Here is an 18,457-nt window from a genome sequence, read left to right on the forward strand (position 1 = left end):
GGAGGAAATATAAAAGATGTTTTCTCTTTTACCTTTGAAGGAAGATATAATAACTATAACGCCCGTGTACAGAAAAATAAAACCGCTTGGAACTTACCCAGCACACGAGTATCTCTCTTCACCGATTTTAGAATATTACCCAATCTATTTGCTGATTCGACTTCTTTTATGTAGGAAAACGTTACGACCTCGATTACGTAACTGTTGCAAATCCTATTCCCGAGAAGCTCTCTTTGGAAGGTTATTTTGATATCAATTTCCACGCCGATTACACTTTCAACAAACATTGGCAAGTATTCTTAAAAGCCAACAACCTCACCAGTGAACACTATAAAAAATGGTTGTATTATCCTTCACAAGGCGTACAAGCCTTTGCAGGAGTACGTTATCTGTTTAGCCTAAGTAACAAGTAACAATTATATACTAACAAAACAAACAGCGGTATGAATGCTTTATTCATACCGCTGTTTGTTTATTATATCCTCAATTTTTATGTCTTCTTCTTATTATTCCCTTAATCACTTACCATCGACTTCTTATAATTCCTCCATTTCTCTATACACTGTTGCATATCATTAGGAAGTTCACTATCAAAGCTAAGGTACTTGTGAGTAATGGGGTGTTCAAAACCTAAGGTTTTAGCGTGTAAGGCTTGGCGAGGTAATACCGCAAAGCAATTCTCTACAAATTGCTTGTATTTGGCAAAAGTCGTTCCTTTCAGAATCTTGTCGCCCCCATAACGTTCATCGTTAAAAAGGGTATGCCCTATGTGTTTTAAATGTACTCTTATCTGGTGCGTACGCCCTGTTTCTAACTTGCAAGAAATGAGTGTTACATAACCAAAACGCTCTAACACCTTGTAATGGGTTACTGCCTCTTTACCGTGAGAACCATCGGGGAAGACGTCCATTTGCAGGCGGTCTTTTAAGTGTCGCCCAATATGACCACACACCGTTCCTTCGTCTTCTTCTATATTACCCCACACAAGGGCTATATATTCGCGCTGAGTAGTTTTATTAAAAAACTGTTGAGTAAGGTGTAACATCGCCTCTTCGGTTTTAGCCACTACCAAAAGTCCACTAGTATCCTTATCAATACGATGTACCAACCCAGGACGATTGCTACTGTTGTTAGGCAAGTTCTCAAAATGATATACTAATGCGTTGATGAGCGTTCCGCTGTAGTTGCCGTGACCAGGGTGTACCACCATACCCGCAGGTTTATTTACCACCAAAAGGCTATCGTCTTCGTATACTATGTTTAAAGGAATATTCTCGGGCACCAATAAATCCTCGTGAGGAGGGTGAGGAAAAAGTACCTTTACTTCGTCATTAGCTTTCACACGATGATTAGACTTTACAGGCTCGCCATTCACAAAAATATTACCCTGCTTGGCTGCTTGTTGCACCTTGTTACGGGTGGCGTTCTCTACAAAGTTCATCAAGAATTTATCCACGCGCAAAGGTTCTTGCCCTTTGCCCGCCGTAAAGGAGTAATGCTCGTAAAGAGAAGGAGCTCCCTCTCCGTCTGGTTCCAAATCGTCTAAATCTTCTATCTCGTCTATATCACGCATTACCTTACATTTACGCCACAAACTTTGCCAAAGTTTCTAATAGCGTGCGTACTACGCCCCTTACCAAAGTTTAAATTTATAATAGCCTGCATTGCTCACACTTGCCCGTGCGACTCACACTTGCTAGTGTGGCTCACACCGCCCGTCGTGCTACGACTGCCTGTGCGGCTCGCACTAGTCCCCCATCAGTTCTTCAATAGGTATTTCGGTAGGGATAGTATCCCGAGCCTCTAAGCCGTTGCCACACACAAGGTCTATACGTGAGGTTTTAATAAGCTTATCGCCAGGTTGTACAGGTTTACCGTCGTGTTGCATCTCCAATACCATATCCTTCCCTATATTGTTCACATAAGTAACTCTACCGATGGCAAGCCCTACCGATTGCAAGGTAGCTACTGCATTCCGGCGCGTTACTTGTATCACCTTAGGCACTGTTACTTTATGATAGCCCGACGGATTGATGTTAAGGTATATTTTGCGGTTCTTCTTTACTCTCTCGGTAGCCTCAGGCGTCTGACTGATTACCGATAGAGGAGGGTATTTAGGGTCGTATTCAGTAGAATCCAACACCTCATAACGCAATTGTTGCTTATCTAATATCACCCCTACTTCGGTAAGTGTTTTCTTGCTCAAATTAGGTACTGTAATGTACTCTCCGTGCGCCGTATAGATGCGCAAGAGTTGCAATACACACCAAACTAATATAATACACGCCACTATGGCAAAAGCAAATTGCCAAGCTAGTTTCTTTCCTGAGTTTTTTAAGAATTCTTTAATCTTTTCCATACTTTGCAAGTATTGTTATGGTGCAAAGGTACAAATATTTTTGAAAAGGACAATACAGCCCCCTACAATATCCTCAACCACACCTTCTCCCCTTTCTCTATGGGGGTATCGTTGTAGAAGTACACTTTCCCTTCTACCGAAGTAGCTTCTATAAGGTATTGTGCTCCTTGAAAATAACAGTATTGTACAGTAGCTTCCCAATCAGAGGTTGCTGTAATGATAATCTGTTGGGGTTTGAAGAGTTTACCGTTATGCCAACTCACTTCTCCAAACAAAGAAGCAGTGTAATAATCGGTATTTTGGAAATAAACCGAGAGCGTATTGTTAAAAAACAATAGTTTCCCGTTGCGCATTATAAGGGTTTTATCGGAGTAAGAAAGTGCGTCTTTACCGTCGTGAGTAGCCACTATGCAACTAATGTTTTGCTCTTTCAAATAAGCGAAGAGAGTGCGTTGTAGTTCGTTCTTTCTAAAATTATCCACCTGACTAAAAGGTTCGTCAAGCAATAACAATTGAGGTTCTTGTGCCAATGCCATTGCCAATGCCACACGCTGTTTCTCACCACCGCTGAGGTTTAGTGCTTTTAAGGGCGCAAAACGTTCCATTCCCACCAAGGTGAGCAACTCCATTACGCGCTCTTTTTTATAGGTTAAATCGAGGTTAGAGATAAACTTTCCTACATTTTCAGCTACCGTGTGATAAGGGCCTAACCCAAAGTCCTGTGCAAGGTATTTCATCGTTTTAAACCCAGGCACTAACTGCCAAGAAGGGCCCTTTACGCGCTCGTTGTGGAAGTGTATAGTACCTTCTTGCACATCAATGAGACCATAAATAGCTTTCAGCAAGGTACTCTTGCCACAACCACTTTCTCCCATCAGCGAAAGGTGCTCACCTTGCGCCAACTCAAAAGAAATGTCTTGCAGTATAGGGTCTTGCCCTTCATAAGCAAAGAATATATTTTTAAGGTTTAGCATTGTTTATTTATATGTAAATATTGGCGCTTTGCAAATTATGCAATTCGTATATTGCTTCTCACACTTCGGCAAAGTTTCCCTGTGACCTAAGAACTCATTCCCTCATTTGCTCATTTCTCCATTTCCTCATTTTCTCATTTCCTCATTTGCTCATTTCCTCATTTCCTCATTTCCTCATTTCCTCATTTCCCCATTTCCTCATTTCCTCATTTCCTCATTTCCCCATTTCCTCATTTCCTCATTTTCTCATTTCCTAATTAATCTGCCCGTGCGGCTCGCACCTTTTACCTTTTACCTTTTACTTTTTACTTTTTCCACACTTAAAGCACACTTTTAAACTGTTCCAAGAAACGCATATCGTTCTCATAGAACATACGTATATCCCCTATTTGGTACAAAAGCATCGCAATGCGTTCAACTCCCATACCGAAGGCAAAACCACTGTATACCTCACTATCAAAACCACAGTTTTTAAGTACGTTAGGGTCAGTCATACCACAACCCATAATTTCCAACCAACCAGTACCTTTGGTAATGCGGTAATCCACCTCGTTATTAAGTCCCCAATAGATGTCTACCTCAGCACTCGGCTCGGTAAAAGGGAAGTACGACGGACGCAAACGTATACGCGACTTGCCGAACATCTCCTTAGTAAAGTACAACAAAGTTTGTTTCAGGTCAGCAAACGATACGTTTTTATCTATATATAAGCCTTCTACTTGGTGGAACAAACAGTGTGAACGTGCCGAAATAGCTTCGTTGCGGAATACTCTACCCGGCGAAATCGTCCGTATAGGTGGCTGATGTCCCTCCATATAGCGTATTTGCACCGAACTGGTATGGGTACGTAAGAGAATATCCGGATTAGTTTGTATAAAAAACGTGTCCTGCATATCACGAGCAGGGTGATATTCAGGAAGGTTGAGGGCAGTAAAGTTATGCCAGTCGTCTTCTATCTCAGGTCCGTCCGATACGTTAAAACCTATATTGGCAAAGATATTCACAATTTCGTTTTTAACTATCGAAATAGGGTGGCGCGCCCCGATAGGCGAAGGGGTCGCAGGACGACTCAAATCGCCGTATATACCTTTGCTTTCACTGTGTTCTTCCAAACGCTCGCGCCATTCTTGTACTTTGGCTTCTACTTTTTGTTTGAGCTCATTCACTACCTGCCCAAAAGTCTTTTTCTCCTCCTTAGGCACCTCTTTAAAAGCAGTAAAAAAGTCGTTGAGCACCCCTTTTTTACCGAGGTACTGAATGCGGAATTGTTCAAGTTCTTCCTTAGTTTTCGCGCTAAAATCTTCTATCTTAGCAATATGCTCTTTTATTTTATCAATAATCATACAGTAATACGATTTCTTTTTTGTTTTTCCCAAGACGCAAAAGTATAAATAATTTTCCATTTAGCAAATTTACCAATCTACTAATTTTTTAATTTGCTAATTCTCACATCTACCAATTCCCCCTTTGGAGGTAGCCAGCGACAGCTGGGTATGTGTAAAGGGGGAGGGTTCTTTTGATTTTTCGTCATACTCCCCCCTAATGCCTATGGCCTAAGGCCTATTGTCTTTTCTCTTTCTTTCGCCTCGAAACTCCGTTTTTAACATTTTTAGCGCTGTTATATAATGCTACTAATCAACCACTTATACACCCTTTCTATACCAATCGTCCAAGATTCGTATAAGCTTCCTATAAGCTCTCTATAAGCTAACACCACCCTCCTTACACCCTTTTTTCATCAAAAACTCTCCCTCCCCTCTTCCGAAACCCTCCGTTTCCTTCCGAATCCTCCAATCACTCCTCTAACCTGTCTGACCCGTCTGAAAACTCCGACCCCTCCATTCCCTTTGGTAGTATTATTTGGTATTTCTGGCATTATTGGCATTATTGGCATTTTCCTCATTTCCTCATTTTCTCATTTTCTCATTTCCCAATTACCCTGTCGTGCTACGACCTCGCTCCTCCGAGTTTCTCCAAAAAATTCGACTAACCTCTCCCCTTTTCACAAGGCGCAGCCTTGATTTGTTTAAATTTTGTTTAATTTCTGAGACATAGCCTCATTCCTCCAACTCAAACTCGCACCCCATTTTCTCATTTTCTCATTTGCTAATTCCCTCATTTCCTAATTCTCTCATTTCCTAATTCTCTCATTCTCTCATTTGCTAATTTCCTAATTATTTTCTACTTTTGCACCCCAAAATCAAATACTCTCAGATCAGACGTGTCTAACAAGTCTAATCCCTGACACCTAATAATGAAAAAACACTTACTTATACTTTTCCTATCATTTACAACAATGATTTTCGCGCAGAAAATACCTGCTGTGAAAGATACCATTACTAAAGATACTACTAAAACCAAAACAACTGAAAAACCTGAAAAGACTCCTGAGCAAAAGCGCGCCGAAGAGTACGCTAAACTCATCAAAAAAAAGGGTATTGAGCGCAACGGACTCTTTACGATCCGCAAGATTGAGGATAAATGGTACTTTGAAGTCCCCGATTCACTCCTCAATCGCTATTTGCTATGCGTAACACGCCTCAAAGCGGCTCCTCATAACTTCGGACTCTATGCAGGCGAAAAAGTGAATGAACAAACCGTCTATTTCGAGCAGAAAGGCGAAAAAACACTCCTCTTGCGCTCGTTTCTAAATCTGCAAGAAGCCGGCACCGACGATAATATCTCGGTGGCACTAGCCAATTCGAGTGCAAATCCTGTGGTGGCATCGTTCACCGTTATCGGGCGCAACCCCAAAACCAAAGCACAGCTCATCGACATCACCGATTTCTTCAAGCAAGACAACAGTGTTACCTCTTTTTCATCGAATACAAAAACCCAAATGAAAATAGGCGCTATCGCTACCGATCGCTCTTTTGTAGACGATATACGTCCTTATCCTATCAACATAGAGGTCAATACTCTCAAAACGTTCAGTGCTTCACCCAGTACCATTCCTTCGGCAAACAAGGTGGGGACTATTACCTTAGAACTGAATATTTCTATGGTGCTCTTGCCTAAAACACCTATGCAAAAACGCCTCTTCGACCCTCGTGTGGGCTTTTTCGCGACCCGATACATCAAGTTTAGCGATAAACAGCAACGCACCGAAACTGAATATTATATCCACCGTTTCCGCTTAGAACCTCGCAAAGAAGACGTCAAAAAATATCTCAGCGGTCAGTTAGTACGCCCCAAAAAACAAATTGTGTTCTATATCGACCCTGCTACGCCTAAACAATGGCAAAAATACCTCATTTTGGGCGTAAACGATTGGAATGTTGCTTTCGAACAAGCGGGATTCAAAGAGGCTATTGTCGCAAAACCTTGGCCTAACGACCCTTCAATGAGCTTAGAAGATGCGCGCTTCAACGTAATTCGCTACCTCCCTTCCGAAAAAAGTAATGCCTACGGTCCTAACATCGCCGACCCTCGCAGTGGTGAAATTATAGAATGCCACGTGGGCTGGTATCACAACGTGATGAAACTCCTCAATCAGTGGTATATGATTCAGGCAGGCGCTGTCGATAAACGCGCTCGTACTATGGAGTTCAACGAGGAACTAATGGGCGACCTCGTGCGCTTTGTCTCCTCTCACGAAATAGGGCACTGCTTAGGTTTGCGCCACAATATGGGCGCCAGCAGTCAGACGCCTGTCGAAAAACTCCGCGACAAAAAATGGGTTGAAGCCAATGGGCATACTGCTTCTATTATGGACTACGCGCGTTTTAACTATGTGGCACAGCCCGAAGACAATATTAACAGCAAAGGACTCTATCCACGCATAGGCATCTACGACAAATGGGCAATTGAATGGGGATATCGCTATTACGGCAACAAATACAAAGACGAGTATGCCGAACAAGAGGCGCTTGCCGAAATGGTTACCCAAAAACTCAAAGCCAATCCGCGATTGTGGTTCGGAGGGGAAGGCAAAGATGAAGACCCTCGTGCACAAACCGAAGACCTTTCGGACAACGTAATGAAAGCCAATACCTACGGATTGAAAAACCTTCGCTATATCGTGCAACACCTCCCCGAATGGACTAAACAGCCTAACGACAAATACGAACATCTCGACGAAATGCAAACTGCTGCCTATATGCAGTATTTTCGATATTTAAAACACGTGCTCAAACACATTGGCAATAGATATGTGGGCATCATCGGTGAGAAAGAAGTCTATAAAGAAGTGCCTAAAGAAAAAGTAAAAGAAGCTATAAACTATTTAGATAAAGAACTTTTTGAGGCACCTTTGTGGTTATATCCTCAGGAAATAGTAGAAAAAACAGGAGCAACTCCCGATAAGAACATCATCAGTATGCAAAACCTTACCCTGAGTGTGCTTTTAGGAGAGTCAACCCTCTACAACCTTTACAACCAATCGCTCACCTCCAAAAATCCTTATCCGCTAAACGAATATCTGCAAGATGTATTCAAAGCGGTATGGAAACCCCTCAACAACCCCGATGCACGCCAAAACACTTATCGCCGTGGTATCGAACGATTGTACCTCTCTCAAATCGATAGGCTCATCAATGCACCTGCTGAGGCTAAAAACAGCAAAGCAGCGAGCATACAACAAGTATCCGATGTGCGCCTCTTTGCCTTACAACATTTGGATATGATTGAGGCTTTCGCCAAACAAGCTCTTGCCAAAGAACCTGCTTCATCTATTAACCATCTACACTACCAAGAAATTATAAAGGAAATAGAACGTATTAAAGACCCTAAAAAATAGAGTCTCCCTTCGGAAGAAAAATTAAACAAATCATTTAAATGTCTGCCGTGCTATGGCTTGTTCGATTTGTTTTTATATTTGTAAGATTTCTAAGACGTAGTCTTATCTTTTATTTTTTCAAAATTTTTTGTTCAATTCTGTAGTGCAAGCTACACTTCTTTTTTCTAATTTCAAGAAACTGATAATGCAACAACAACACGAACCCAAACCCGACCTACTGTTTATCCTCATTATGGGACTCCTATCGATGCTCACCCCCCTGGCTATCGATATGTACCTCCCTGCTTTTGTGAAGATTGCTAACGATTTGAACGTATCCGAAGAGATGATATCTCAAACCTTAGCGCTCTTTACCCTTGGTTTTGCTTTTGGGCAACTCTTCTGGGGACCTCTTTCCGATAGTTATGGGCGTAAACCTATCATTCTCATCGGGATTATCACCTCAGCATTGGTGTCGTTAGTGATTACGCAAATTCACCATATCCATCATTTTTATATACTGCGCTTTGTGCAAGGCTTTTTTGGAGCCTCGCCTGCGGTAGTAACGGGCGCCCTCCTGCGCGACCTTTTCGCCAAAAATGAGTTCGCCCGCCAAATGTCGATGATTATGATTGTCACGATGATTGCCCCACTTATCGCCCCCGTACTGGGTGGTCACCTCACCGACTGGTTTCATTGGCATATCATCTTCTACGTGCTGATGGTTTTAGGACTCTTGGCGGCGCTCTTAGTGAGTTATAAAATCCCTGAAACGCTTCCTAAGTTCAAGCGTGTTCCTTTGAAAATAGGCAACACCTTGTGCATTTACGGCAAGCTCCTCAGCAACAAAAAGGTATTGGGATATATTTTCTGCAATTCGCTTTCCTATTCGGGAATGTTTTGCTTTATTACCACGGGCTCTATCGTGTACACCAAACTCTTTGGGGTAGCCCCTCAGCACTTTGGATATTTTTTCCTTCTCAATGTAATTGTAATGATGACGGCAACCTCACTCAATGGGAAATTCGTCACCAAAATAGGGGTAGAAAAATCCTTACGGTTGGGGCTTACTATCCAACTCATTGCAGGAGCGTGGCTGGTGATATGCGGTATTTTCCATTTGGGATTATGGGCTACCGTAGCAGGCGTTTCAATGTTTGTAGGTTTAGTATCGGTAGTGTCCAGTAGCGCCAATGCCGCCATTTTGGATATGTACCCCGAAGTAGCGGGTACCGCCAATTCCCTCACAGGAATGTTGCGTTTTGGTATCGGTTCGGTAGTAGGAGCAGTGCTCTCGCTTTTCGCCATCACCTCCGAGCGCCCAATGGTATTTGCAATGGCAATATGCATAGGAATAGGCGCCCTCAGCTACGTGCTGTTAGTCGCCCGTCGCACCATTAGCAAATAACTATACCGTTTCTCTGCCTCTCTAAGACTCTCCAAAACAAAAATCTCACCACTGCGCTTGCTTTCATAATAATTCACCATTGACAACTAACAATCTGATAGTTCAATAAACATCATAGCTCAATGTTTACCTTATAGCCATCATCAATCAGTATCAAATTAGTGTTATGTTTCTTTGCAAGCGCTAAAAACTGTGCATTATCATCTAAAACACTTTCCATTGTACACCAATCATCATCTAAACGGTTTTCTATGACTTTTGCATATTTCTTTATATCCTTAAAGTGGGTTTTAATATAGTTTTCACTCATTACAAGACAATAACATTTAATATCCTCGAGATATTTTTTTGTAAAATCTTTCTCCCAGTCAAAAGGAATATATGCTCCTTCAATGATAAGATTTTGTTTGTTTTCTATGGCTGTTTTAATCATTTCACGAATAATAGGCCACATATAATCTGTAAGTGCTTTATCATTTTCTAAGGTAAGTTTAGTATAACCACTGCGAATTAATCCCATTTTTAAGTGATCTATTGATAGATATGGGTATTTATATTTTTCTAATAGCTTTTGAGCTAAAAAAGTCTTACCTGTGTGTGAAGCTCCAGTAATTAAAACAATCATTTTTATACCTCGTTTACCTCTGATAAAACCGCACCCAATCAATATACATTCTCACGGGTTTATCAAACGGCTTTACTTCGCCTACCCATTCACCTCCCAGTTGCATATCAATAATCAAAAAGAAAGGCAAATCAAACGGGAATTGCTTTTCACTCTCCTTACCAGGCATACGCGAATAAACAAATGAAGGCAGTCCGTTTACGTAAAACCGTATCACATCTCCTTCAAAATCCACTGCATAAGTGTTGTAGTCATCAGGATTAATAGGGAAAGAAGTAGAGTTTTTAGGTCCTGCTTTCTTTTTATATGTAAACGGCGAATGCACAGTGTGATACACAAAAGGATCGTAATTTAAGCGTTCTATAAGATCTATCTCCCCTCCGTCTTCAGGCCATTTAGTGTCTTTAGTAACCAACCATATAGCAGGCCACGCTCCTTGTGTTCCCTCTAGCTTACAGCGCACTTCTATCTTTCCTTTTTGGAAAAACTTCTTCCCTTTCGTCCAAACTCCTGCTGTGAGGTAAGGCGAAGGGTCTTTTTTTAAATTTTTATTAGTTACCCCTAAGAGAATCATCTTCCCGTTCTTTATCTCAAACAAACTCGGGTCATTGCTCATTGTGTTGCAACAGTTGTCTCCCCAACGGTTCATTTTTGTCCACACGCCAGTCGAGAAAATATCATTTCTGTCGAAATTATCTTCCCATACCAATTTCCAAGGTTTCTCATTAACCTCCTCTTTTTTAGAACAACCCCAGCTCATAAGAGCCAACGTAAATAGTAATAATGTAAAAGGTCTCATATTCATACAGTTTAAGTTATTATTTTTTCATTCTTTATATCTTCTCTCATCTTATCCAAAAGCGCTAAAAACTCTTTGCGAGGTATTTTCTCTGCTCCCAAACGCTCTAAATACTCGCTGTATATTTGGCAATCTACCAATGCTATATCGGGGTGTGCTTGCAGGTAGGTGATAAAGCCGTATTCTGAGGCATTATTGCGCTTGCTAAACATACTCTCCCCACAAAAGATTTCGCTCATTTTTAGCCCGTATAAACCTCCTATGAGTACATCTCCTCCCCACACCTCTACCGAGTGCGCTATCCCTCTTTTATGCAAGCCTGTATAGGCTTCTATCAGTTCAGGGTGAATCCACGTGCCGTCTTGGTCTTTACGCGGAACAGTAGCGCACTGTCGCATCACCTCAGTAAAACAACGGTTATAAGTAACGCGATAAGGTGCTTCGCGTAGCATCTTGCGCATATGCTTGCTGATATGCAATTTCTCACGAAAGAGTACAAAACGCGGGTCAGGACACCACCAGACTACCGGCTCTCCTTCGTTATACCACGGGAAAATACCCTCCGAATACGCTTCAATAAGCCGTTCAGGGGTAAGACTCCCTCCTAAAGCAACAATTCCTTCCTCCGAAGCCGTATCGGGGGAAGGAAAAGATGTTTTATCGTTCGTTAAGTATATCATTCTTTAGAATGGCAAATCGTCTTCCTCAGTAGGGGCAGAAGCTCCCTGTGCGGGATCTGGTGCACTAAAAGCCTGTTGAGGGGCTTGTGGCGGATACTGAGGGGGCGTTTGTTGGTATTGTGGTGGGGCTTGCTGATATTGCGGAGGCGCTTGCTGATATTGTGGTTGGGCATATCCTTGTGGCGGATAAGCAGGTTGCCCCTGTGGTGGATATTGCCCTTGCGGAGGGGGATAGGCTCCTTGTGCCACCTCAGCATTTTCAATACGCCATCCTTGTAAGTTCACAATATATTTAGTTTCACCTTGTGGGTTTACCCATTCACGACCCCGAATATTGAAACTGATGCGTACCAATTGCCCTACCTGAAAGTTGTCGAGAAGTACACATTTTTCTTGTACAAAGTCAAAAGGGATATACTGGGGGTATTGTTCCTCAGTAGAAATCACCACATCACGGCGTTGAAAGCCGTTTTGTCCTACGGTTTGTGTAGGGCTAATCTTTATAATTCGTCCTTGAATTTCCATATTGGTATTCCTTTTTATTGCTTATTCTGATAATATTTACAAGGGCAAAGATACTATTTTTTTAGTTATCGGCAATACTTATACCCTAAAATATTACAAAACATTTTACTTTTTGCCCAAAAACATTCTATTTACAAGTCTTTGTATAATCATCTACCAACTGTATCATTCCTTCTTTCGTTTTGGTATTGTATTTAGTAACATCTAACGAAGGACAGTTGATATATTTAGCCAATATTTTTTGTATTTTATCCGCACTCTTCGAACCAAAAGTTGCTTTATCTCCCAAATATACCGCTTTGTCAGCTCCCTTAATCTTCAAATAGTAATCCTCAGGATATCTGCTGTGTGCCAACACGTAATTGCCGTTGTTATCATACAGAATCTCAAAGAACTGAGCAGCTCCCGAAAGTACGTTTAACTGTGAACCTCCGTGAGCAAAAAAACCGTCTTCTGCACTTTTTGAACCTATAAAACAACGCTCTTCTATGCAGAATTTCACACCGTCCTTCGCTTTAAAATAAGCGTCTTTCTCACCTTCCTTTTTGAGTTTCATCGTAGCCCCATATGAAGTAAGATCTGATACATTCTGCTCTTTGTTAAGTATCGCTCCTACCGACTGGAACTCAATCGTAATAAGCCCCTCTTTCTTATCCCCTTTAGCATCTATCACATAACCCGGAGCATCGTAAATATTTACCGTTTGCTTTTTCGCTTCCTCCAACATTTCTTTATTTTGCTGGTCGATAGCATTCTTTCTACCTTCTAAATATTGACTAAAAGTCTCAGTCATATCGCCAAACGGATAGCCATTGGCATAAAGCCTATTCACAATTCTTTTATCAGCTACCCCTATTTTGGTAAGAGGAACAAATATTGGAAACTCTTTTTGGTCGTAGGTTTTTATAACGAAATAATCTTCGTTTTTATACGAATGATGATGCGCAGTAGCCACTACGTGACCTTTGATATCTGTTACCGTAAAATCAGTGATAACAATACCCCCATCTCCATTTTGCACTTTGCGCACAATAATGCCTATTTGCTTGCCGTTTTTAAGAATCGCTTCTCCCTGTACCGAAATTTTATCAGCCGTAGCCAAGTTATCTTCCGTTTGAATAGTATTCCGCTCTTGTTCAAACACAGCGTCCCATTTCTCTGAGAACGGACGATGAGTACTCTCAAAAAAAGCCGTTACCACCGCAGGGTCAATACCCTTTTCTGTGAGCATTCCCGTCCCCGATTTAAACACACAGTCAAGCAGGTACTTCTCACCCGAAAAAGTAAATTTCAATTTATCCGGAATTGCCACTTCCCGAATTACCCCATTAGCATTAGAAAACTCTATCCAACGGTGAGGAGCTAAATTACCTTGTGCCGTTTCAGCCGTGAGAACCACCCTGTACAACAAATGATTCGAAAGGTCACTAAATTGATATTTACCGTCCTTTTTCTCAATCTTAGCAACGGGAGTACCATTTGATAGAAGTTCACCCTTCTTTACTTTAAAATCTTGCGCACAAACATTCATTACCGAAAGTACGCCTATTAAAAATAAACATTTCATTTTATTCATCTTGAAAAAACAATTAAATTACAACCGCAAAAATAATGAATTTTGTAATATATACAAGATATATAAAAGAAAAATCCATCATTCCCCCCTTCACCCTTCTTTTTTCTCTCGCTACATTCCCTCCTTCACGTCACTCGCCCCTTCGTCATTCGTCACTCGTCACTCGTCATTTTTTCCCTTTTCCGTCACTACATTCCCCCTTTGAAGGTAGCCAGTGACTGCTGGGTATGTGAGAAGGGAGACATTTTCACCACATTTTCTTCGTCATTCGTCTCTCGTCATTCGTCATTTCATTATTTTTTCCGTCACACTTCCCCCTATTGCCTATGGCCTAAGGCCTATTGCCTTTTCTCTTTCTTTCGCCTCGAAACCCCGTTTTTAACATTTTTAGCCTTGTTGTATTATAGTATGAATCAACCACTTATACACCCTTCCTATACCAATCGTCCAAGATTCGTATAAGCTTCCTATAAGCTCTCTATAAGCTACCCCCACCCATCTTACACCCTTTTTTCATCAAAAACCCTCCCAGTCTCCTTCTGATTTCCTCCGTTTCCTTCCGAATCCTCCTAATAACCTCAACACATCGCTTTTTCATCTCAAACTTTGCCAAAGTTAATCACCCGTCGTGCTACGACTGCCTGTGCGGCTTGCACCTTTGGCAAAGTTGAATAAACTGACAATACCTCCGCTGGTTTACAAGGCGTAGCCTTGATTTTGTTTAAAATTTGTTTAATTTCTGAGGCACAGCCTCATTCCTCTAATACAACCTCACACTCCATTTTCTAATTCCCTCATTTTCTCATTCCCTCATCTTCTAATTTCCTCATTTTCCAATTATTTATTGTATCTTTGCCAAAAGTTTAAACGGATTTGTTATGTTTATCTTTGTCTTGTATTATTAACGTATAAAACTAAACTTTTATGGATACCATAAATTGTATTTTAGGAGTGTTTTACATAACAATGGGATTTCTAATCTCAAAATTCCCTAACTTATTATCAGGCTATAACACATTGTCTGATGAAGAGAAAGAATCTTTAAAAAACACAGATTATACGCTGTATCTGCGTAATGTCTTTATTATTTGTGGATTAGCTTCTATTTTTTTAACTTTTCTGTCTCGTTCCGTTGTTTGGGACATTGGTGTTTCCATATTATTAGGCTTGCTTATTCCCATTTTATCTGTATTACGATCTCCTATAAGAAAACAATCTTCTTCTAAAAAAACTATTTACATTGTTCTTTTCTTAATCGGGGCTGTGTGTATTTTTCTTTTTTATGGAATGAGAGAAAGTGATATTGAGGTTAGCAAAGAAAGAATTGAGAATTCAGGTCTTTATCATTTTAATATTAAAATGAAAGATATTGATTCAATAACTCTTGTTAACGAATTACCTAAATTTGTTTTGCGAACTAACGGGTTTGATGTAGGAATCATCAAAAAGGGATTTTTTAAAACCGAAAAAGGTGATGTATATAAACTTTCTTTACGTGTTAATACAAAACCTTACATTAAGATTTATCACTCCAAAAATCAAATACTTCTTTTGAATTATGGCGATTCTATACAAACTTTACAATTATTCAATAATATCAAAACACATATGAAATGAACCCAAATTTTATAATTTCGCCTAAAACATTAACTCTTATTACGGACATTCAGTTGTACAGCCACATAGTTGTGAATCCCCTTTAAATTTTGTAGTTTTGCCATTGATAACAACTGTTAAAATTTGCGTAAAGCATTCGAATGGTATAATTATTGTGGTAAACTTTAATATTAATTTTTAAATTTTACCAAGCATGAAAAAAATTATTGCTTTAGTATCAGTGATTTGTTTATCACTAGTAGCTTTTTCTTCTATATCTTGTAGCAAGAATGATGACCCAGCAGACAATGACCTTTTTGTAGGAACCTACAAAGGTAGTATCTCTTACTCAAATGGAGATGAGAAAAAAGCTGCTGATAATGGAGCCGTAACAGTTGTTAAAACAGGAAATGACTATTATTTCCGTTTTTCAGACGGCATCCCTGACCTTAAAGGTGTTAGCTTCAAAAAAGAAGGAGATAACACTTTAGTAAACATCGACTTGAAAGATGGTGTGAAAATCATTAGAATCAACGCCTCTTCATTGAACATTCTGTATACTACAGATGGAAAGACCTGGACTGCTAACGCAAAAAGGTAATTCTAAAAAAGAAGTACTAAAAAACCCCGAAAATATATATTTTCGGGGTTTTTTCATTTTTAATATGTGCTCTTCCTTATTACTTCTTTTTAAATATCAAATTTATCAAGAATAAAATAACGATAGCTCCAATAGCTCCTGTCAAGATAGCACCAATCCATCCTCCTCCAAGTGAGACGTGAAACACATCTCCTAAAAGCCAATATCCCACGATACTTCCAAGAATACCAATAATGATATTGCCTATAAGACCTAATCCACTACCTTTGTAGATAGTTCCTCCTAACCATCCAGCGATGGCTCCAATAATAAGTGTTGCGATAATACCCATAATTTTTAATATTAAATTAGGGCACAAAGATAAGAATTATCATCTAAAAAAACAAATAAAAATCATAAAAGGGAGAGGATTCGCTCGCTTTACTTGGCGTTATTGTTCAGATTATTTACTTATACATTTTGTGAATTGTTTTCAAATTTTGTACTTTTGCGATTGATAACAACGCTGGTCTCCTTTCTATGAGGATACAAATGGTTGTGAATTGCTTTCAAATTTTGTAGTTTTGCGATTGATAACAACTCAAAGTATATATCCTCGATGTTGAAGAAGGTTGTGAATTGCTTTCAAATTTTGTAGTTTTGCGATTGATAACAACAGATTGAGGAAGCGTATTTAAAGACACGTAGTTGTGAATTGCTTTCAAATTTTGTAGTTTTGCGATTGATAACAACAAGGCGTAATACTCGCCACGATGTCCCACGTTGTGAATTGCTTTCAAATTTTGTAGTTTTGCGATTGATAACAACAAGAAGCAATCCCAAAACTTATTGATAGGAGTTGTGAATTGCTTTCAAATTTTGTAGTTTTGGGATTGATAACAACTTCAGTTCGCCACCATCTAAGCCTAATTCAGTTGTGAATTGCTTTCAAATTTTGTAGTTTTGCGATTGATAACAACGCAGTATTGCACACCATATATAATATATTCGTTGTGATTTGCTTTCAAATTTTGTAGTTTTGCGATTGATAACAACTCACTTGGCAAATCCCGAATAACATTCAACGTTGTGAATTGCTTTCAAATTTTGTAGTTTTGCGATTAATAACAACTTATCTTAGACGAAAATGGAAAAATCATTAGTTGTGAATTGCTTTCAAATTTTGTAGTTTTGCGATTGATAACAACTTCTAATCCTACATAGAAGCCCAATACGTCGTTGTGAATTGCTTTCAAATTTTGTAGTTTTGCGATTGATAACAACACTATCTTCACCTCCTCTGTTGCTCTTACCGTTGTGAATTGCTTTCAAATTTTGTAGTTTTGCGATTGATAACAACCTTCTTTGGTGTAGATGTAGAAGTACACTTGTTGTGAATTGCTTTCAAATTTTGTAGTTTTGCGATTGATAACAACTATTATAACACAATGGAAAATCAAACATTAGTTGTGAATTGCTTTCAAATTTTGTAGTTTTGCGATTGATAACAACACTATCTTCACCTCCTCTGTTGCTCTTACCGTTGTGAATTGCTTTCAAATTTTGTAGTTTTGCGATTGATAACAACTTTCTTGGCGTGCAGCTTCTCGTTTTTCCTGTTGTGAATTGCTTTCAAATTTTGTAGTTTTGCAATTGATAACAACAAGCGTGTGTGTCGATTTTGGCGAGAAAGAGTTGTGAATTGCTTTCAAATTTTGTAGTTTTGCGATTGATAACAACAGAACCACATTACTACGGAGGCTAAGGAAAGTTGTGAATTGCTTTCAAATTTTGTAGTTTTGCGATTGATAACAACCAGGCAGGCAAAATATTAGCACTACCCGCTGTTGTGAATTGCTTTCAAATTTTGTAGTTTTGCGATTGATAACAACAGCTTATTCGCTGATAACGCTAAACTCACAGTTGTGAATTGCTTTCAAATTTTGTAGTTTTGCGATTGATAACAACACCCCGAACCTGAGCTTATGGCTTTAGCTGGTTGTGAATTGCTTTCAAATTTTATAGTTTTGCGATTGATAACAACAAACAGAAAGGTTGTATCTCCCTTCCCTCTGTTGTGAATTGCTTTCAAATTTTGTAGTTTTGCGATTGATAACAACCTCTTCACCATTTCATCGGCAAATTTATTAGTTGTGAATTGCTTTCAAATTTTGTAGTTTTGCTATTGATAACAACTTTGCTTCTCAAGTAGCTGAAAGCGTTGAAGTTGTGAATTGCTTTCAAATTTTGTAGTTTTGTGATTGATAACAACCTGCTCTTTGATAAACTTGCGTTGTGTCTGTTGTGAATTGCTTTCAAATTTTGTAGTTTTGCGATTGATAACAACGGTTAGAGAAACCGCAGTTAGTGGCGTACCGTTGTGAATTGCTTTCAAATTTTGTAGTTTTGCGATTGATAACAACAATAAGCACGTGGTATTTGTCGCTCATAGGGTTGTGAATTGCTTTCAAATTTTGTAGTTTTGTGATTGATAACAACGCGTGGGCATATTTTGGAACAGTTTGGGTAGTGGGGTCGGTTATTTTGAGTTGTTTATCTTTCAACTTCAAATGAGCAGGATTGCCTATGTAAATAGAACGGTATAACATAGTTTAAAG

The 18,457-nt window shown here is 39.6% G+C and carries 14 protein-coding genes, 2 pseudogenes and 1 CRISPR repeat array; of the genes and pseudogenes, 5 read left to right on the top strand and 11 right to left on the bottom strand.

The genetic code is table 11. The annotated features are described in order from the left end of the window. Positions 1-413: pseudogene (locus ACSQ7D_RS12330) on the top strand (TonB-dependent receptor); the annotation flags it as partial. Between the two features lie 101 nt (positions 414-514). Here the strand turns inward: ACSQ7D_RS12330 and ACSQ7D_RS12335 are convergent. The 4 genes from ACSQ7D_RS12335 to pheS form a co-directional block, all read right to left on the bottom strand. After that, complete coding sequence (locus tag ACSQ7D_RS12335) at positions 515-1,573, bottom strand: RluA family pseudouridine synthase (RefSeq protein ID WP_009417281.1); 1,059 nt, start codon at positions 1,571-1,573, stop codon at positions 515-517. A 174-nt stretch (positions 1,574-1,747) separates the two neighbouring features. Next, positions 1,748-2,359, bottom strand: coding sequence for a PASTA domain-containing protein (locus ACSQ7D_RS12340; RefSeq protein ID WP_002673909.1), 612 nt, complete (start codon positions 2,357-2,359; stop codon positions 1,748-1,750). Positions 2,360-2,421: 62 nt separating this feature from the next. Continuing rightward, entirely contained in the window at positions 2,422-3,333 is a 912-nt protein-coding gene (locus tag ACSQ7D_RS12345) for an ABC transporter ATP-binding protein (protein WP_437136415.1), read from the bottom strand. A gap of 320 nt (positions 3,334-3,653) precedes the next feature. Continuing rightward, the gene (gene pheS, locus ACSQ7D_RS12350) at positions 3,654-4,676 is read right to left on the bottom strand and encodes a phenylalanine--tRNA ligase subunit alpha (protein ID WP_437136416.1); all 1,023 of its coding nucleotides are present in this window, start codon (positions 4,674-4,676) and stop codon (positions 3,654-3,656) included. Positions 4,677-5,587: 911 nt separating this feature from the next. On the opposite strand from pheS, the gene ACSQ7D_RS12355 reads away from it, so the two are divergent. After that, positions 5,588-8,071, top strand: a complete 2,484-nt coding sequence (locus ACSQ7D_RS12355; RefSeq protein WP_437136417.1) for a zinc-dependent metalloprotease — start codon at positions 5,588-5,590, stop codon at positions 8,069-8,071. Between the two features lie 184 nt (positions 8,072-8,255). After that, complete coding sequence (locus tag ACSQ7D_RS12360; protein WP_437136418.1) at positions 8,256-9,458, top strand: Bcr/CflA family multidrug efflux MFS transporter; 1,203 nt, start codon at positions 8,256-8,258, stop codon at positions 9,456-9,458. A 112-nt stretch (positions 9,459-9,570) separates the two neighbouring features. Here ACSQ7D_RS12360 and ACSQ7D_RS12365 read toward each other — a convergent pair whose 3' ends face one another. The 5 genes from ACSQ7D_RS12365 to ACSQ7D_RS12385 form a co-directional block, all read right to left on the bottom strand. Then, positions 9,571-10,083 (bottom strand): zeta toxin family protein, encoded by a 513-nt coding sequence (locus ACSQ7D_RS12365; protein WP_437136419.1) that lies wholly within the window; start codon positions 10,081-10,083, stop codon positions 9,571-9,573. 13 nt (positions 10,084-10,096) lie between these two features. Further along, positions 10,097-10,888 carry a glycoside hydrolase family 16 protein gene (locus tag ACSQ7D_RS12370; protein WP_264855711.1) on the bottom strand — a complete coding sequence of 264 codons (792 nt, stop codon included), beginning with the start codon at positions 10,886-10,888 and terminating at the stop codon, positions 10,097-10,099. 5 nt (positions 10,889-10,893) lie between these two features. Then, complete coding sequence (gene aat, locus ACSQ7D_RS12375; RefSeq protein WP_437136420.1) at positions 10,894-11,562, bottom strand: leucyl/phenylalanyl-tRNA--protein transferase; 669 nt, start codon at positions 11,560-11,562, stop codon at positions 10,894-10,896. A 3-nt stretch (positions 11,563-11,565) separates the two neighbouring features. Next, positions 11,566-12,087: a DUF3127 domain-containing protein gene (locus ACSQ7D_RS12380; RefSeq protein WP_009411581.1), complete on the bottom strand. Its 522-nt coding sequence runs from the start codon at positions 12,085-12,087 to the stop codon at positions 11,566-11,568. Positions 12,088-12,214: 127 nt separating this feature from the next. After that, complete coding sequence (locus ACSQ7D_RS12385; RefSeq protein WP_437136421.1) at positions 12,215-13,654, bottom strand: hypothetical protein; 1,440 nt, start codon at positions 13,652-13,654, stop codon at positions 12,215-12,217. Between the two features lie 933 nt (positions 13,655-14,587). Here ACSQ7D_RS12385 and ACSQ7D_RS12390 point away from each other — a divergent pair. Together ACSQ7D_RS12390 and ACSQ7D_RS12395 are read left to right on the top strand one after the other, a co-directional pair. After that, positions 14,588-15,280: a DUF3784 domain-containing protein gene (locus tag ACSQ7D_RS12390; RefSeq protein ID WP_437136422.1), complete on the top strand. Its 693-nt coding sequence runs from the start codon at positions 14,588-14,590 to the stop codon at positions 15,278-15,280. A gap of 193 nt (positions 15,281-15,473) precedes the next feature. Then, positions 15,474-15,860, top strand: a complete 387-nt coding sequence (locus ACSQ7D_RS12395) for a hypothetical protein (protein WP_437136423.1) — start codon at positions 15,474-15,476, stop codon at positions 15,858-15,860. A gap of 79 nt (positions 15,861-15,939) precedes the next feature. Here the strand turns inward: ACSQ7D_RS12395 and ACSQ7D_RS12400 are convergent, their stop codons facing one another. Both ACSQ7D_RS12400 and ACSQ7D_RS12405 read right to left on the bottom strand, forming a co-directional pair. Further along, the gene (locus tag ACSQ7D_RS12400; protein WP_009411577.1) at positions 15,940-16,191 is read right to left on the bottom strand and encodes a GlsB/YeaQ/YmgE family stress response membrane protein; all 252 of its coding nucleotides are present in this window, start codon (positions 16,189-16,191) and stop codon (positions 15,940-15,942) included. A gap of 127 nt (positions 16,192-16,318) precedes the next feature. Next, positions 16,319-18,338: a CRISPR direct-repeat array (repeat unit 46 nt; unit sequence GTTGTGAATTGCTTTCAAATTTTGTAGTTTTGCGATTGATAACAAC). A 17-nt stretch (positions 18,339-18,355) separates the two neighbouring features. Beyond that, a pseudogene (locus ACSQ7D_RS12405) lies at positions 18,356-18,448 on the bottom strand (type II CRISPR-associated endonuclease Cas1); the annotation flags it as partial. Between the last annotated feature and the right edge of the window lie 9 nt (positions 18,449-18,457).

The organism is Capnocytophaga sp. G1920 (assembly GCF_051417515.1).

What these genes read in the sequence shown, in the direction of transcription:
- ACSQ7D_RS12335 (WP_009417281.1), bottom strand. Translation starts at nt 1,573, where the DNA reads ATGCGTGATATAGACGAGATAGAAGATTTAGACGATTTGGAACCAGAC.
- ACSQ7D_RS12340 (WP_002673909.1), bottom strand. Translation starts at nt 2,359, where the DNA reads ATGGAAAAGATTAAAGAATTCTTAAAAAACTCAGGAAAGAAACTAGCT.
- ACSQ7D_RS12345 (WP_437136415.1), bottom strand. Translation starts at nt 3,333, where the DNA reads ATGCTAAACCTTAAAAATATATTCTTTGCTTATGAAGGGCAAGACCCT.
- pheS (WP_437136416.1), bottom strand. Translation starts at nt 4,676, where the DNA reads ATGATTATTGATAAAATAAAAGAGCATATTGCTAAGATAGAAGATTTT.
- ACSQ7D_RS12355 (WP_437136417.1), top strand. Translation starts at nt 5,588, where the DNA reads ATGAAAAAACACTTACTTATACTTTTCCTATCATTTACAACAATGATT.
- ACSQ7D_RS12360 (WP_437136418.1), top strand. Translation starts at nt 8,256, where the DNA reads ATGCAACAACAACACGAACCCAAACCCGACCTACTGTTTATCCTCATT.
- ACSQ7D_RS12365 (WP_437136419.1), bottom strand. Translation starts at nt 10,083, where the DNA reads ATGATTGTTTTAATTACTGGAGCTTCACACACAGGTAAGACTTTTTTA.
- ACSQ7D_RS12370 (WP_264855711.1), bottom strand. Translation starts at nt 10,888, where the DNA reads ATGAATATGAGACCTTTTACATTATTACTATTTACGTTGGCTCTTATG.
- aat (WP_437136420.1), bottom strand. Translation starts at nt 11,562, where the DNA reads ATGATATACTTAACGAACGATAAAACATCTTTTCCTTCCCCCGATACG.
- ACSQ7D_RS12380 (WP_009411581.1), bottom strand. Translation starts at nt 12,087, where the DNA reads ATGGAAATTCAAGGACGAATTATAAAGATTAGCCCTACACAAACCGTA.
- ACSQ7D_RS12385 (WP_437136421.1), bottom strand. Translation starts at nt 13,654, where the DNA reads ATGAAATGTTTATTTTTAATAGGCGTACTTTCGGTAATGAATGTTTGT.
- ACSQ7D_RS12390 (WP_437136422.1), top strand. Translation starts at nt 14,588, where the DNA reads ATGGATACCATAAATTGTATTTTAGGAGTGTTTTACATAACAATGGGA.
- ACSQ7D_RS12395 (WP_437136423.1), top strand. Translation starts at nt 15,474, where the DNA reads ATGAAAAAAATTATTGCTTTAGTATCAGTGATTTGTTTATCACTAGTA.
- ACSQ7D_RS12400 (WP_009411577.1), bottom strand. Translation starts at nt 16,191, where the DNA reads ATGGGTATTATCGCAACACTTATTATTGGAGCCATCGCTGGATGGTTA.